Genomic DNA, 15,470 nt, shown 5'->3' with positions numbered 1-15,470 from the left:
AATTTAAAAATACATATGAAAGGACCATTATTTTATTCAAAAATATTACTCTTTGGAGAATACGGAATCATTCGTGATTCAAAAGGGCTTTCTATTCCTTATAACTTTTACAACGGCGCTTTAAAAAGAGACGAAAATCCATCTGATGAGGCTATTAAATCAAACGGTCATTTAAAACGATTTGTTGTTTATTTAGAAACCTTGCAAACGGAGCAACCGGAACTGGTTACTTTTGACCTTGACTTATTAAAAGAAGATGTTAATACGGGAATGTATTTTGACTCTAGTATTCCCCAAGGTTACGGCGTAGGAAGTAGTGGTGCATTAGTTGCAGCTATTTATGATAAATACGCTCACCATAAAATCACGGTTTTAGAAAATCTAACTCGTGAAAAATTATTGCAGTTAAAAAATATATTTTCTCAAATGGAAAGTTTTTTCCACGGGAAAAGTTCTGGTTTAGATCCTTTAAATAGTTACTTGAGTATTCCAATTTTGATTAATTCGAAAGATAATATTGAAGCAACGGGAATTCCTACTCAAAGTTTTGATGGCAAAGGCGCTGTATTTTTGTTAGATTCAGGTATTGTGGGCGAAACCGCTCCGATGGTCAACATTTTTATGGAAAACCTGAAAGACAAAGGTTTTAGAACCATGTTGAAAAATCAATTTGTAAAATACACCGATGCTTGCGTTGAAAATTTCTTAGGCGGAGATATGAAATCACTTTTCATGAATACGAAGAAACTTTCAAAAGTAGTTTTGAACAACTTCAAACCAATGATTCCTGAGCAATTTCACGGCATTTGGCAACAAGGTATTGACAGTAACGATTACTACTTAAAACTTTGCGGATCAGGCGGTGGCGGCTACATTCTTGGTTTTACCGAGGACTTAGAAAAAGCAAAAGCTTCTCTTAAAGATTACAAACTAGAAGTAGTTTATCAGTTTTAAAAAATACAAACTCCCTGACCCATTCATCAGGGAGTTTCTTAATACACTCATTTGTACCACGTACTCCAATACTCTTTAACCAATTTAAAATGTTAAGCAGACAACACAAACTTCTTATAATGAAAATTGCAAGTTTGTTCTCTGTTGTGCGAGGATATAACATTCCCATTATCATTATCGCGCAATATCTATCTGCGATCTTTATTCTTGCACCAGAAAAAAGAGCGCTGGATATTGTTCTCAATTTCAATCTTTTTATATTGGTATTTGCATCGTCACTTACGATTGCTTCGGGTTACATCATCAATAATTTTTACGACAGTCAAAAGGATTTAATCAACAGGCCTACTAAATCAATGTTGGATCGTTTGGTGAGTCAAAAAACTAAACTAAACGTTTATTTTGCGTTGAATTTCATTGTCGCCTTGATGGCGTTATTTGTATCTTGGCGTGTATTTTTATTCTTTTCAGGATACATCTTTTTCATTTGGTTTTATTCTCATAAAATAAAAAAATATCCTATCATAGGAAATCTTACTGCTTCGTTACTAGCTGTGATGCCTTTTTTTGCAATCCTCTTGTACTTTTATACGCGGATTCCATTTGAAGAAATTGAAAATTACAAACAACAACTTGGTGTTATTTTTGCCCATGCATCCTTTTTATTTTTACTACTGCTCATACGAGAAATGATCAAAGATTTAGAGAACTTAAAAGGCGATTTAATCAATAACTACCAGACTATTCCTGTGGTGTATGGCGAATCACAATCAAAAAAAGTCATTACTTTACTAACCCTACTCACTATAGTGCCTGTATATCTTTTGATTGCTATTTATGATGTGGGGTACATGGATATTTACTTTTACTCCAGCCTTATTGTTTTGATTTTTTTCTTGCTTTACTTGTGGAAATCCAATGCTAAATCTCAATTTTTATTGCTTCACAACGTCTTGAAATTTCTTATTGTTGCAGGTGTTTTTTGTATTGTACTCATTAATCCGAGTGTACTGTGGCACGGAAAAAAATTATTGATGACGGTTTAGATTTATTCTAGTTCTAGAATATAAAAGGGTTGCATAAATACGCTAAAAGACTACCAAATGTTTCATTGAAGATAGCCCCGATTACTTCACTATATTTCTACTTTCAGCGGAATTCAGTGAACTTCGTTTGCAGTGAAAATCCTTTTCTTTTTTCCTTTAAAAAAGAAAAGATTGCAACGGATAGCGGGAATTAGCTCCAAAAAAAACGATACTTAAATATATTAATTAGCTTACTAACTAGCCAGTTAGCGTTTTTATAATTGGTGGTTATTGATTGCCAAGTATATAAATAGTATCTTTGCATAAATTATTGGAATATTATGAATAACAAGGAAGGCAATAATAAGAAAAGTGGTCCAAGAGCAAACAGCTCAAGACCAAGTTCGAATAAGCCAAAACCTGCCATGCAGAAGCGCGCCCAAGGGCCGAAAAAAGTTAAAGTTACTACTAAAGTTGCCGATATTGCTACTGATAAAGTAGAGAAAAAACCAAATCAAGCACCAAAGAGACCGAAAGTAAAAGACGAAATTCGTTTGAATAAATATATTGCCAATTCTGGTGCGTGTTCACGTCGTGATGCCGATATTTACATACAATCTGGGACGGTAAAAGTAAATGGAATTCCTGTAACCGAAATGGGATACATGGTAAAACCAGGCGATGTTGTTAATTTTGATGGATCTACATTGACTCCAGAGAAAAAAGTATACATCTTGTTGAACAAACCGAAAAACTTTACGACAGCCATGGACGAAGGTCAGGAATACCGTAACGTTTTGGAACTGGTTAAAGGTTCAACGACTGCAAAAATTGGTGCGGTTGGGAGAATGGACAAAAACACAACTGGTTTGTTATTGTTCACGAATGATACAGATATGATTCGTAAATTTACGTTGCCAAGTCAAAAATCATCTAAGATTTACCAAGTTTCATTAGACAAAAATCTAAAATTTGAAGATTTAGAAAAAATCCAAAAAGGATTAACGCTAGACGGTCACCGTGTTTTTGTAGAAGACGTGAGTTATATTGATGGCGAAGCAAAAAGTGAAATTGGATTGCAATTGCGCTCTTCAAATGTGAAAGTAGTTCGTTCTATTTTTGAGCATTTTGACTATGATGTATTGCGAATCGATAGAGTTGCTTTTGCTGGTTTAACCAAAAAGAATTTACCAAGAGGAAACTGGAGGTTGCTTACTGAACAAGAAATTATCAATTTGAAAAACGTATAAACGCTTTTCAAAATTTCATTTTAATCCCTTTCGGTTTTTTCGAAAAGGGATTTTTTTATACACTAACAAACACGTATGACTCCAGAAAAATTACAATCTATTGCTTTTAAATGGTTTGAAACTTTCAATGCTAAAGAATTAGAAAAATTACTATCTCTGTATGATGATGAAGCCATACATTATAGTCCAAAATTAAAAATGTACAAACCCGAAAGTGACGGTTTTGTAACGGGTAAAGAAGCGTTGCGCGCTTGGTGGCAAGATGCCTTTGAACGATTACCGAGTTTGAATTACAAAGTAAAATCACTTACTGCAAATGGCGACCGTGTTTTCATGGAATATACCCGTACCGTTGTAGGCGAAGAAGATTTACTTGTTGCAGAGGTCCTTGAAATTAAAGACGATAAAATAATAGCTTCTCGCGTATACCACGGGTAAGCTCTTTTTGATATTAAAAAAAAGCCCTATAACAGCACTTTGCTGTTATAGGGCTTTCTTGTATGCAATAACTAGGACTAGCCTTTTAATTTCTTTACTGGCTCTTGTTTTTTGTCCAGACCACGTTTTCTTAAAAGTGGTTCAATGCTAGGCTCAGCTCCACGGAAACGTTTGTACAAAACCATTGGATCCTCAGTTCCTCCTTTTTCTAACACATTTTCACGGAATAATTTAGCTTTCTCTGGATTGAAAAGAGTTGTTGTTTTAAAAGCTTCAAAAGCATCAGTATCTAAAACACCTGACCAAATATAACTGTAATACCCAGAAGAATAGCCACCAGAAAAAATATGACTAAAATACGTACTGCGGTATCTAGGAATAATCGATGGAATTAAACCAATTTTTGTCATGGCTGCTTTTTCGAAAACGTTAGCATCAACAGTAATGTCTTTGGTTTGTGAGTGGTATTCTAAATCCAATAGCGAAGCTGCTAGGTATTCTGTCGTTGTAAAACCTTGATCAAAAGTTCCTGCTTTTTTTAGTTTGTTTACTAGCGTTTCTGGTATTACTGCTCCAGTTTGATAGTGTTTGGCATACATTTTTAAAACCTCAGGCTCTGCAGCCCAGTTTTCCATAATTTGCGATGGAAGTTCAACAAAATCTCTTGGAACACTAGTTCCTGCAAGACTTCTGTACGTTACATTAGACAATAAACCGTGTAATGAATGTCCGAATTCATGAAAGAAAGTGGTCACCTCATCAAAAGTTAACAATGCTGGCGCAGTTGCTGAGGGTTTTGTAAAATTACAAACAATAGAAACTACGGGAGCAACACGCTTGCCATCAACCGTTTTTTGGCTGCGGTAGGATGTCATCCAAGCGCCGCCACGTTTCGACTCACGTGGATGAAAATCCATGTATAAAACTCCTAAGTGCGTTCCGTCTTTTTCTAAAACTTCCCAAACCGTTACATCTTCATGGTATTTTGGTACATCTGTTAAGGCTTTAAACTGAATCCCATATAACTTTTCGGTTACTTGAAAAACTCCTTTGCGCACATTATCCAAACTGAAATAAGGTTTCAATTCTTCTTCGTCAAGATCAAAACGTTCTTTTCTGATTTTTTCAGTGTAATATCGCCAATCGTATGGTTGAACCGCACCTTTAATGCCATCCTTCACCATCATTTTTTGAATATCAGCGGCTTCTGTTTTGGCAATTTCAAGAGCTGGTTTCCACAAATCATTCAAGAGTTTGTTCACATTTTTGGGTGTCTTGGCCATTGATTCCTCCAAAACATAATCAGAGTGTGATTTATAACCTAATAATCGTGCTTTTTGTCCACGTAAATTAGCTAGTGCAACCGCATTAGCTTTATTGTCAAAAGCATCGTCATGGTTGGCTCTAGTTTGATACGCATTCCAAATTTGTTGGCGCAATTCTCTATTTGAACTGTATTGTAAAAATGGCATCACACTAGAATTGGAAAGCGTAAAAACCCATTTGCCTTCTTTCCCCTTTGCTTTAGCATCTGCGGCAGAGGCATCAATAAGTCCTTGAGGCAATCCAGCTAAATCTTTCTTAGAATCAATAACCAATTCATAACTATTGGTCTGCGCCAAAATGTTTTGACCGTATTTTAAACTTGTCAAGGACAAATCACCGTTGATTTTGCGTAATATTTCCTTATCTGAATTAGACAAATTAGCGCCGCTTCGAACAAAATCTTTGTAGGCATTGTCTAAAATTTTAGCTTGTTCTAAATTCAAACCCAAACTTTCTTTTTGGTTCCAAAGCGACTTTACTCTAGCAAATAATTTTTCGTTCAAGTAAATGTTATCGCGGTGCGCCGATAGATTAGGTGCTGTTTCTTTGGCAATATTTTGAATTTCCTTGTTGGTATTCGCAGAGTTCAAATTAGAAAAAACCGTATTCACATTCGATAATAATTCGCCTGCATTTTCCATCGCTAGGATGGTATTGTCAAAAGTAGCAGGTTGCGTATTGTTTGCAATAGCATCAATTTCCGCTTGATGCTTACTTATTCCTTCTAAAATGGCAGGTTTAAAATGTTCGTTTTTGATTTTGTCAAACGGCGGAACATTGAAAGGCGTGTTATAAGCCTGAAAAAATGGATTCATAATAGTGTTTTCTTTTTTTTCTTGTGCTTGGATGGTGAGCATATTTCCGATGACTAGCATCAGAAAAAGGGATTTCTTTCTCATTTCAATTTGTTAATTAGTAACGTAAATTTAACCTAAATCCTTTTCATACACCAATCACAGCTTTGCCTTAACTTAATTTTATGATAAAAAAGAGCTAGTTCTCTAAAAGGATTTCAAGATCATAATTTAAGTATTGAAATAAAATCAATACATTAGCTATTTAAATCACAAACCTAAATTATGAAAAAAATAACCGTTCTACTTTTTACACTAACTACTGCCCTGCTGTTAGTAAACTGTAAATCTGAAGATAAAAAGCAAGATTTTACTAGCTTAACAAAAAGCTATTTTGACGATAAGAATGCACTAGATCCATTGGGTGCAACCCAAAGTGGCCAAAACGAGTACAACGATCAGTTGCAATTTGAAATGACCGATAGTTACAGAAAAACGCAAGCGGCTTTTTTTGACAAATACCAAACAGAGTTGCAAAATGTTGCTGTAGCCGATTTATCTGAAGAAGAAAAAAACAGTTACGAAATCATCAAATGGGAATTAGAAGTTGGAAAAGAAGTGTTAGAACAGCCAACTAATTTAATTCCGGTTCATCAATTTTGGGGAACACACTTAACCATGGGTCAGTTTGCAGGTGGAACCGGTGCACAGCCTTTTAAAACAGAACAAGATTATACCAACTTTTTAAAACGAATGGACAAATATGCCGTTTGGATTGATTCGGCAATGGTGTACATGAAAAAAGGATTAGACAAAGGAGTGGTTTTACCAAAAGCGTTGACCGTAAAATTAATTCCTCAATTTGCCTCGATGGAAACTCCAAATATCGAAGACAATTTGTTTTATTCTTCGATAAAGTTAATGCCAGCATCGTTTCCTGAAAGCATCAAGAAAGACTTAACGGCAAAATATACGGCTACAATCACCACTAAATTGATTCCGCAGTACAAGAAAATGGCTGATTTTCTGAACAAAGAATACCTGCCAGCATCAAGAGCAACGAGCGGAATAGGCAGTTTACCTTTTGGAAAAAAACTATATGCAGCTTATGTAAAACAATGGACTACCACCAATAAAACTCCTGAGGAAATTCATGAATTGGGATTGAAAGAGGTAGCAAGACTGACTGCCGAAATGGAAAAAGTAAAAGCCCAAGTTGGTTTCAAAGGTACTTTGATTGAGTTTTTTGAAGAAGTACGAAACAAGAAAGAATTAAAACCTTTTACCAAACCAGAAGAGGTTATTGCTAACTTTAACAGTATTTACACCCGAATTAAACCTAATGTTGACAAGCTATTTGCTTTACAGCCAAAAACAAAATTCGAGGTAAGACGCACCGAAGCTTTTAGAGAGCAAACCGCTAGCGCCGAATACAATCAAGGAACGGCTGATGGAACGCGTCCAGGGATTTTTTATGTTCCGATTCCGAATGTAAAAGAATACAACATGTATGGCGACGAAGATTTGTTTTTGCACGAAGCCATTCCGGGACATCATTTTCAAATTTCATTACAGCAAGAAAACAAAAGTCTTCCAGATTTTAGAAAATTCAATTGGTTTGGCGCTTATGGTGAAGGTTGGGCTTTGTACACCGAAAGTTTAGGTAAAGAGCTAGGTTTGTACCAAGATCCGTATCAATATTTTGGGATGTTGGGTAACGAAATGCACCGTGCGGTACGCTTGGTAGTTGATACTGGACTACACGCAAAAGGCTGGACAAGAGAACAAGCCATTAAATATTCCTTGGCAAACGAAGCCGAAAGTGAAGAGAGTATTATTCCTGAAATAGAGCGCTACATGGCTATTCCTGGTCAAGCCCTCTCTTATAAAATTGGACAATTGAAAATAATGGAACTTCGCAAAAAAGCAGAAACTAAATTGGGTACAAAATTTGATATTAAAAAATTCCATGAAAAAGTATTGGAGTCAGGTGTGATGCCATTGGCTTTATTGGAACAAAAAATTAATGAGTGGATTAACGACAAAAAATAAATACTATGAAAAAATTATTAATAAACAGTGTATTATGCATGTTTGCTTTTTCGGCAAATGCGCAACTTCTTATGGATGCGCTAGACCCAACCGCATCTGGCACTTTGTTTAGAAACGATGTAATGAACAAGAAAGATTTGGCTGAAATCAAAGGGTCAGCTTATTTAGTAGACGAGTTTAGACTAGCAGATGTAGCTGGGATAAAACAACAAATCATGGTGCGATACAATGCAATGACCGATATGATTGAAGTAGAAACTCCAAAGAAGGAAGTCTTTTCATTGATGAAAAAAGAGCCTTTTAATACGATAACGATCATTCCTTTTACGGATAAAATCAAACTATTGAATTACAAAACCAAAGAAACTGAAATTTATGGCTATTTAGTGGAGTTATTTAATTCTAACAAAATTGCCTTGTATAGAAGAGATCGTGTTATTTTACAAAAAGGAAAAGAGGCTTTAAACACTTATTCTCCTGCTGTACCAGCCAGATATGTAAAAGCAAATGAAGAGTTTTTTATCAGTAAAAATGGTGAAATGGCTTTTCCAGCGCCACGCAATAAAAAAGAGCTATTAGAAACTTTTCCTGAAAAGAAAACCGAAATTACAGATTTCATCAAGAAGAATGATTATTCACACAAAGATGAAAAAAGTATGCTGAATATGATACGTTTTATTTCAGGTTCTTAAAAAGCAAGTTAAAAGCTTCTCACCACGAGAAGCTTTTTTTTGAACCTTACTGAACTACAATTCACTGATGCAACCTTAATATACATTGGTAAAAGCACCTTCAGCTTTTTAATTTAAAAATCACTTTTACTTTTATAGTTCATTTCAAATTTCCCTTGTTTCAAGTTCATTTTCCCCTGATTGAGAATTAATCCGTTTTAAGGCAAGCGTAAAGCTTCTACTTTAGCAACATAGAAATCCTTAAGACAACATATCATGAACACAACCGATGCAAAATTGAAATTTTTAACGCGCTACTCAACTTTTTTAACCTTACTAATGCTTTGCTTTTTTTTATTCTCCTTTAACAAACTAAAAGAGATTGAAAATTTTGAAGAAATCAACGTAAAAAGAATCAATATTATCGAAAACGATGGCACTCTAAGAATGGTACTTAGCAATAAAGAATTGCAACATTCAGGCAGAATGGATGGCAAAGATTGGGAAAAACGAGAAAGACCATCAGGACTTATTTTCTTTAACGATCAAGGCGATGAATGTGGTGGACTTATTTATCAAACAAAGCAAACAAAGAACGGTTTTATTTCTGGAATGTCAATCACGATGGACCGCTATAAAGACGATCAAGTTTTACAATTATCCAATCAAGAATCAATTGTTAATGGCAAAATCATGTCGCAACGTGGCATTAACATCAATGATTATCCTGCAGAAAGTAATATTACCACAAGAATGGAACTTTTTGCCCAAGCTGAAAAAATAACCGATCCTGAAACACGCAAAAAAAAGATAAATGAAATATACGAGCAACATGGTGAGCGCAATCTTTTGTTCTTGGGGAAAACTAGAGCAAACTCGCAAGGTTTGTTTTTAAATGACGCTACAGGCAAGCCCAAACTAATGATTTATGTAGACGAAAAAGGCAATCCTAAAATTCAAACATTCAACACAAAAGGCGAAATGAAAAATGTGATAACTGAAGATTTGTAAACTGATACTCCTTACAAGGTTTTATTATATTTGCAAAAACAGCAGGAATGAAAACAAAAAGTAGCCTAAAAAATATTTTCTTCACAATACTAGTGGTAATTGTTGTCAACACTACACAGATTTATACGTTGTACCAAACACGTAAGTTTGGTTCAATTAATTTTTTTGCAATCGAAGATCATGTTTTTGGGCTCTCTACTTGTTTCCTGGCCTTGATTAGCTCCTACTTATCATGGCAAATCATCTCTAAAAAGCAGTTCAAAAACACCCAAAAAATCATACTTTCATTTGCACTCTCCTTATTAATATTCGCTGTTTTTACAAGTTTATTTTTTATTTCTTACCGCTATTTAGTACATGGCTTAGCTACGTCAACCTGGCTTTTGATTGGTAATATTGCTTTCGGCGTCACCACTTATCACTTGTACACCTGCGGGTTTACGCTTATTTACCTTTATTTTAATAATTCTAAAAAATTGGAACTCGACATAGCACGATTAGAGCGAGAAAAAGAAATTTTTAAATCTAAAATGCTACAAAAAAACTTAGAACCTCATTTTCTATTCAACAATTTGAGCGTGCTTTCTAGTTTAACTCATAAAAATCCAGAAAATTTAGAAAACTTTATCGACGATTTTTCGGGAGTGTACCGTTATTTTTTAGACCATTACGAACAGGAAATCGTACCACTATCTGAAGAGCTTGAATTTACAAAACGATACCGAAATCTAATTGAAAAAAGATTCAACAACGCCTATAAAGTTGTTTCAAGTATCAATGACACATCAGGATTTATATTGCCTTGTACTTTGCAATTAGGAATTGAAAATGCCATAAAACACAATAAGGGAAGCGAAGAAAATCCTCTGATTATTGAATTGTATCGAAATGAAAACACGATATTCATAAAAAACAAATTGAATGCAATACAACAGCTAAACAGCTCTAAACTAGGAAACCAATACCTCAAAAAACACTATAAACTCATGTTTAACTTGGATGTCATTTTCACAAAAACAGAAAATGAGTATTGTGTAGCAATTCCTTTAATTTACTAAATATGAAATGTATAATCATTGAAGATGAAAATCATAATGCCGAAATCATTAGGAATCACATTCATAAATTTGACCCAAACATTACTATACTTGCTCAAATTAAAAGCAATGAAGAGTTGCGCAATTGGGCCACAAAAAAGGAAACTGTAGACGTCGTTTTTTCAGATATCGAGCTATTAGATGGAACAGTTTTTTTATCGTTAAAAGATAATATTATTAGCGCTCCAATTATTTTTACGACAGCCTACAATACTTTTTATCAGGAAGCTTTTGACACAAATGGCATTGGATATTTACTAAAACCTATTAGTTACAATCGCTTTAACGAAGCCATGCAAAAATTCCTCAACCTAAAAAAGAAAGAGAAAAACACCGTTAACTGGCACGAAATGGCGCTGTCACTATTACAACGCGAAGAGAAAAAATACAAAGAGCGAATTATCATCAAAAATAATGAAGGAATGGCTATGCTGAACACAAATGAAATCGCAGCAATAGTAGCAGAATCAGGCAAATGTGTTGCAATTGACACCTCAGGAAAAGAACATGCCTTTAAGGATACTTTAAGCGAATTGATACAAGAGTTGAATCCAAAAGTGTTTTTTCAAATCAATCGTGGCGAGATTATTAATATCAATAGTATTTTAAAAATAGAAAATTACTTTAATGACCGATTAGCAATTCAGTTAAAAAACTATAAAAAACGTTTCATTACAAGCACCTCATCAACGGCTGAATTCAGACGCTGGATCAATCAATAAATTCCAAAAAAAAGCTTCTCGATTTGAGAAGCTTTTTTTGTGCGGATAAAAGTCCTTCCCGATGAAATCGGGATAATCTTCTCGCCCTAATTCCACAAAAAAAGCCCAAAACTTTCGTTTGGGCTTTTGTGCGGATAATAGGACTCGAACCTACACGCCTTGCGGCACCAGATCCTAAGTCTGGCATGTCTACCAATTTCACCATATCCGCATGCAATTGTGGGTGCAAAGATACACTTAACTTCGAATATTCAAAACAATTTTGATAAAAAATATTCATACTCTTTTTTGTACTTTTGAAAATATAAACAACATTCAACTAATGGAAAACATAAAAGCATACGTTCAAGAACACAAAGAACGCTTTATCAATGAGTTAATCGAATTATTAAAAATTCCTTCTGTAAGTGCTGATACCGCTTATTCGCACGATGTTTTTGAAACTGCCGATGCCGTAAAAGCCAGTTTAGAGAAAGCCGGCTGCGATTTTGTCGAAATTTGCGACACACCAGGCTACCCAATCGTGTATGGAGAAAAAATCATCGACCCTAATTTACCTACCGTTTTAGTCTACGGACATTATGATGTGCAGCCGCCAGACCCAATGGAGTTGTGGACGTCTCCCCCATTTGAACCCGTAATTAAAAAAACCGATATCCATCCTGAAGGCGCCATTTTTGCCCGTGGAGCCTGTGATGACAAAGGCCAAATGTACATGCACGTAAAAGCGCTGGAATACATGGTACAATCAAACACTTTGCCTTGCAACGTCAAGTTCATGATTGAGGGCGAGGAAGAAATTGGTTCCAAAAGCTTGAGCTGGTTTGTAGAACGCAACCAAGAAAAACTTAAAAACGACGTCATCTTAATTTCTGATACCGGAATGATCTCTAACCAGCAACCGTCTATCACAACCGGATTGCGCGGTTTGAGTTATGTAGAAGTGGAAGTTACAGGTCCTAACCGCGACTTGCATTCTGGCTTGTACGGTGGAGCCGTAGCAAACCCAATCAACGTGTTGGCTAAAATGATTGCTTCGCTTCACGACGAAAACAACCACATCACCATTCCAGGTTTTTATGACAATGTTGAGGAATTGTCTCTTGAAGAAAGAGCCGAAATGGCCAAAGCGCCCTTTAGCTTAGAAAAATACAAAAACGCCTTGCAACTCAACGATGTTTACGGTGAAAAAGGCTATGTAACCAACGAAAGAAACTCCATCCGACCTACGCTAGATGTAAACGGAATTTGGGGCGGCTACACCGGCGAAGGCGCCAAAACGGTAATCGCCAGCAAAGCATACGCCAAAATATCTATGCGTTTAGTGCCTAATCAAGACTGGGAAGAAATCACGGAATTGTTTACCAAACATTTCAACAGCATTGCCCCTGCAGGCGTTACCGTTTTGGTAAAACCACATCACGGCGGGCAAGGCTACGTAACCCCAATAGACAGCATTGGCTACAAAGCCGCAAACATGGCGTATACCGAAACCTTTGGTGTACCAGCCATTCCCGTGCGTTCCGGAGGCAGCATCCCTATTGTAGCATTATTCGAAAAAGAACTGAAATCAAAAACCATCCTCATGGGATTTGGTCTCGACAGCGATGCCATTCACTCGCCAAACGAACACTTCGGGATCTTCAATTACCTCAAAGGAATCGAAACCATACCGTTGTTTTACAAGTATTTTGTAGAATTATCAAAATAAATTCTGGTAAAACCCACATCATCCGCTCTCCACAGGGCGGATTTTTTTTAGGCGTTCCCTTGTTGCATAAAATCCTTCTTGAACAACACAATTCATCAAGCAACAAGGTCAGGCTGTACGTTCTCAATCTTTTTAGCCGCCAAAAAAAGGCGCCTAAAAAGGATTTCCACTTCCATCCTTAACGCAAAAGAGTGCTCGTTGATAGTTTTTTTTAGAAGAGATAAAATGCTGCGATGATACAAAACAACTTGACACTAAGTTAGATTCTAAACTATTGCCAAAACTGTAACCATTTAATATGTTTTAGTTGAAATGTATATAATCCGTATATCTATTGATATCGTATTTTACTTTAAATCTTTGTAATTCGGTATAATCTAGCTTTGTTATAATAACACTTTCATCCTTAATTATCTTTGATTCATATAAGTTGGGTAAAATTATTTTTTCAAAATAATCAGATAAAAAATTAAATTCTTTAGAGGTGTGAACATAAAAAAGATGTTTATGAGTTTCATCATTTAAAGTGAATGATACATAGTTTTCAATTCCTTGATATTGACTGTCATCATCGTCCCATTTATTTTTATACGCAATTAAATATATTTCTATATTTTTTAATGCATTCCAATCATAAGAGTCATATTTATTATTTTCCCAAATCTTGACTTCTTGTTCACTAAAATCTATGAATTTATCTTTTTGAATTATTTTTAAGGTTGTGAATTTATAATCACTAAAATAATTGAATGTCATTAATCCAAAAAAACCAATAACTAAACTCCAGCAATAGATTCCTTGTTGTGTAAAAACACCGTAAGTAAAAGGAAGAAAGATAAATGCAACTAAAAATAAAATCAAATAATTTTCCAATTTAGTTGCCGTTGGATGAATTACAATTGGAAAAATCAAATTTTCACTCATTTCAGATTTGCTTTTTATTTTATCATTTTATTCTGCGCAACTTTAACATGTGCCGCATAAAAATCAATTTTTTACAATTTCTAATTTTTAGATTTTTCTTTGATAGCGTTTGAAATTTTTATGAATTTGAAGAGGATTTTTCACGGTCTTACTTTCTCTGACTACAACAGATTTGTTGGTAAACAAAATTAAGTATAGTATTCAGATTTACAACCGAGCTAGTTCGACTAATATCATCCTAGATTCAAAACCATTTGTCCATGAAACCAATTGCTAAAAACTTTTGCAGTATTTGTTTACTATTAACTTTCATGAAATTTTATTCTCTCCTATTATATTTTTTTAATTGAAAAATCGAATAAAATCCGAGCACAAATTCCGCAATAATTCCAAAAATATAACCGCCTGTAGGAAATCCGTCCATTATCATACTTATTGCTCGTCCAGTTGCAAGAGAGAGCATAAATAAAACATTTAATTGCGTAGCAGTTTTCCAATATTCAGTTCTCCAAATTCCCAAAATCCAAATGAATGAAATTCCGAGATACAAACACGTTATTGCTTTTAACATATTGGAAAAGTCAACTGTATTTACTTTTATGTTTAAATACTCCGGCAGAATTGACGGCGAACCATAAATTATTGCTGTTGGAACTACAATCGATAACGATATTATTAGATGTAGATTTTGTAGAATCCAATTTATTTTGCTTTTCATTTATACTTTGATTTCTAAATTCTGTTTCGCATCTTTTTTCTCTTATTCTTTTAACAATGCATATAACATCAGCCTGTACAAAAAACAAAATCAATCTCTTGTAAGTTTGATATTTGATTTTTTTTTCGCTGCATTCCCAATATCAATAAATTTTAAGAGATTTATTCACGGTCTTACATTCCAATATTTTAAGAATTTTGTATTTTATAATCATTACATCTACGTTTAACAAAAACTTGAAACAAAAAGGTGCTAATAAATAACTCAAGTTACTTAAAAATGACTGTTACTTGTTTACTTTTTCAATTCGATTTTTAATCTTTCTACAACCATCTTTTCAAACTCTCTTTTTATCAATATATTTTCAAATAAGCTTAAGTCCTGATTGACCAATTGCCATTTTTCATTTTTATTTTTAACAGCAACAAAAGCTATATTTGTTTCGTTTTCACCAAAGGATCTTGTCCATGAATGAATTTTTTTGTCTTCTAAATCAAAATAAATATTATGCCAATAGTCTGAAGAATCATTATCCTTTAAATCCGTATTTTTAAGATTTAGTTTATCAATTGCTTTGATGATTTTTTCTTCGGAGTAATTGAGATAATATGTTTCCGCATAAGGATAACTTCCTGCCGCATAAAAATGAAAAGTAGAAAAAAAAGAAATTACATAATATGAAAATGCAAGAACTAATACAATAATAATTGAAAGCTTAAATTTAGATTTATTCATTTAATTTCTATTAGGATAAAATATTATACATCGTTCCAGCAT

14 protein-coding genes and 1 tRNA gene are annotated in these 15,470 nt (G+C 34.4%); 10 read left to right on the top strand and 5 right to left on the bottom strand.

The genetic code is table 11. The annotated features are described in order from the left end of the window. Window positions 1-15: 15 nt before the first annotated feature. The 4 genes from K5V07_RS02020 (at window position 16) to K5V07_RS02005 (ending at window position 3,667) form a co-directional block, all read left to right on the top strand. A complete protein-coding gene (locus K5V07_RS02020) occupies window positions 16-954 on the top strand; it encodes a mevalonate kinase (protein WP_221916141.1) in 939 nt (312 codons plus the stop codon). A gap of 89 nt (window positions 955-1,043) precedes the next feature. Further along, entirely contained in the window at window positions 1,044-2,000 is a 957-nt protein-coding gene (locus K5V07_RS02015; protein WP_221916140.1) for a geranylgeranylglycerol-phosphate geranylgeranyltransferase, read from the top strand. A 320-nt stretch (window positions 2,001-2,320) separates the two neighbouring features. Further along, the gene (locus tag K5V07_RS02010) at window positions 2,321-3,229 is read left to right on the top strand and encodes a pseudouridine synthase (RefSeq protein ID WP_144891393.1); all 909 of its coding nucleotides are present in this window, start codon (window positions 2,321-2,323) and stop codon (window positions 3,227-3,229) included. A 75-nt stretch (window positions 3,230-3,304) separates the two neighbouring features. After that, window positions 3,305-3,667 carry a nuclear transport factor 2 family protein gene (locus tag K5V07_RS02005; protein ID WP_158728438.1) on the top strand — a complete coding sequence of 121 codons (363 nt, stop codon included), beginning with the start codon at window positions 3,305-3,307 and terminating at the stop codon, window positions 3,665-3,667. A 77-nt stretch (window positions 3,668-3,744) separates the two neighbouring features. Here K5V07_RS02005 and K5V07_RS02000 read toward each other — a convergent pair whose 3' ends face one another. After that, window positions 3,745-5,892, bottom strand: coding sequence for a M3 family metallopeptidase (locus K5V07_RS02000; RefSeq protein ID WP_221916139.1), 2,148 nt, complete (start codon window positions 5,890-5,892; stop codon window positions 3,745-3,747). 180 nt (window positions 5,893-6,072) lie between these two features. Between K5V07_RS02000 and K5V07_RS01995 the strand changes: the two genes are divergently transcribed. From K5V07_RS01995 to K5V07_RS01975, 5 genes are all read left to right on the top strand, one after another. Then, window positions 6,073-7,839 (top strand): DUF885 family protein, encoded by a 1,767-nt coding sequence (locus K5V07_RS01995; RefSeq protein WP_221916138.1) that lies wholly within the window; start codon window positions 6,073-6,075, stop codon window positions 7,837-7,839. A gap of 5 nt (window positions 7,840-7,844) precedes the next feature. After that, complete coding sequence (locus K5V07_RS01990) at window positions 7,845-8,531, top strand: hypothetical protein (protein WP_221916137.1); 687 nt, start codon at window positions 7,845-7,847, stop codon at window positions 8,529-8,531. Between the two features lie 255 nt (window positions 8,532-8,786). Beyond that, the gene (locus K5V07_RS01985) at window positions 8,787-9,521 is read left to right on the top strand and encodes a hypothetical protein (RefSeq protein ID WP_221916136.1); all 735 of its coding nucleotides are present in this window, start codon (window positions 8,787-8,789) and stop codon (window positions 9,519-9,521) included. A 47-nt stretch (window positions 9,522-9,568) separates the two neighbouring features. Further along, window positions 9,569-10,579 carry a sensor histidine kinase gene (locus K5V07_RS01980; RefSeq protein ID WP_221916135.1) on the top strand — a complete coding sequence of 337 codons (1,011 nt, stop codon included), beginning with the start codon at window positions 9,569-9,571 and terminating at the stop codon, window positions 10,577-10,579. Window positions 10,580-10,581: 2 nt separating this feature from the next. After that, window positions 10,582-11,340 (top strand): LytTR family DNA-binding domain-containing protein, encoded by a 759-nt coding sequence (locus K5V07_RS01975; protein ID WP_221916134.1) that lies wholly within the window; start codon window positions 10,582-10,584, stop codon window positions 11,338-11,340. A gap of 129 nt (window positions 11,341-11,469) precedes the next feature. Here K5V07_RS01975 and K5V07_RS01970 read toward each other — a convergent pair. Continuing rightward, window positions 11,470-11,551: transfer RNA gene (locus K5V07_RS01970), tRNA-Leu, on the bottom strand. A 111-nt stretch (window positions 11,552-11,662) separates the two neighbouring features. Between K5V07_RS01970 and K5V07_RS01965 the strand changes: the two genes are divergently transcribed. Then, window positions 11,663-13,051 (top strand): dipeptidase, encoded by a 1,389-nt coding sequence (locus K5V07_RS01965; protein ID WP_221916133.1) that lies wholly within the window; start codon window positions 11,663-11,665, stop codon window positions 13,049-13,051. Between the two features lie 303 nt (window positions 13,052-13,354). Here K5V07_RS01965 and K5V07_RS01960 read toward each other — a convergent pair whose 3' ends face one another. The 3 genes from K5V07_RS01960 to K5V07_RS01950 form a co-directional block, all read right to left on the bottom strand. Further along, the gene (locus tag K5V07_RS01960) at window positions 13,355-13,975 is read right to left on the bottom strand and encodes a hypothetical protein (protein ID WP_221916132.1); all 621 of its coding nucleotides are present in this window, start codon (window positions 13,973-13,975) and stop codon (window positions 13,355-13,357) included. Window positions 13,976-14,294: 319 nt separating this feature from the next. Next, the gene (locus K5V07_RS01955) at window positions 14,295-14,693 is read right to left on the bottom strand and encodes a DUF4345 domain-containing protein (RefSeq protein WP_221916131.1); all 399 of its coding nucleotides are present in this window, start codon (window positions 14,691-14,693) and stop codon (window positions 14,295-14,297) included. A gap of 294 nt (window positions 14,694-14,987) precedes the next feature. Further along, window positions 14,988-15,428 (bottom strand): hypothetical protein, encoded by a 441-nt coding sequence (locus K5V07_RS01950; RefSeq protein ID WP_221916130.1) that lies wholly within the window; start codon window positions 15,426-15,428, stop codon window positions 14,988-14,990. Window positions 15,429-15,470 lie beyond the last annotated feature (42 nt).

This window comes from Flavobacterium sp. CHNK8 (genome assembly GCF_019774515.1).
GTDB lineage: Bacteria > Bacteroidota > Bacteroidia > Flavobacteriales > Flavobacteriaceae > Flavobacterium > Flavobacterium tiangeerense.
The sequence above is the reverse complement of the archived record's forward strand: the minus strand, read 5'-3'. Positions and strand labels throughout refer to the sequence as shown.

Excerpts from the sequence above, each read along its gene's own strand:
- K5V07_RS02005 (WP_158728438.1), top strand. The coding sequence starts at position 3,305 with ATGACTCCAGAAAAATTACAATCTATTGCTTTTAAATGGTTTGAAACT.
- K5V07_RS02000 (WP_221916139.1), bottom strand. The coding sequence starts at position 5,892 with ATGAGAAAGAAATCCCTTTTTCTGATGCTAGTCATCGGAAATATGCTC.
- K5V07_RS01995 (WP_221916138.1), top strand. The coding sequence starts at position 6,073 with ATGAAAAAAATAACCGTTCTACTTTTTACACTAACTACTGCCCTGCTG.
- K5V07_RS02020 (WP_221916141.1), top strand. The coding sequence starts at position 16 with ATGAAAGGACCATTATTTTATTCAAAAATATTACTCTTTGGAGAATAC.
- K5V07_RS01985 (WP_221916136.1), top strand. The coding sequence starts at position 8,787 with ATGAACACAACCGATGCAAAATTGAAATTTTTAACGCGCTACTCAACT.
- K5V07_RS02010 (WP_144891393.1), top strand. The coding sequence starts at position 2,321 with ATGAATAACAAGGAAGGCAATAATAAGAAAAGTGGTCCAAGAGCAAAC.
- K5V07_RS01980 (WP_221916135.1), top strand. The coding sequence starts at position 9,569 with ATGAAAACAAAAAGTAGCCTAAAAAATATTTTCTTCACAATACTAGTG.
- K5V07_RS01965 (WP_221916133.1), top strand. The coding sequence starts at position 11,663 with ATGGAAAACATAAAAGCATACGTTCAAGAACACAAAGAACGCTTTATC.
- K5V07_RS01955 (WP_221916131.1), bottom strand. The coding sequence starts at position 14,693 with ATGAAAAGCAAAATAAATTGGATTCTACAAAATCTACATCTAATAATA.
- K5V07_RS01990 (WP_221916137.1), top strand. The coding sequence starts at position 7,845 with ATGAAAAAATTATTAATAAACAGTGTATTATGCATGTTTGCTTTTTCG.
- K5V07_RS01950 (WP_221916130.1), bottom strand. The coding sequence starts at position 15,428 with ATGAATAAATCTAAATTTAAGCTTTCAATTATTATTGTATTAGTTCTT.
- K5V07_RS01960 (WP_221916132.1), bottom strand. The coding sequence starts at position 13,975 with ATGAGTGAAAATTTGATTTTTCCAATTGTAATTCATCCAACGGCAACT.
- K5V07_RS02015 (WP_221916140.1), top strand. The coding sequence starts at position 1,044 with ATGTTAAGCAGACAACACAAACTTCTTATAATGAAAATTGCAAGTTTG.
- K5V07_RS01975 (WP_221916134.1), top strand. The coding sequence starts at position 10,582 with ATGAAATGTATAATCATTGAAGATGAAAATCATAATGCCGAAATCATT.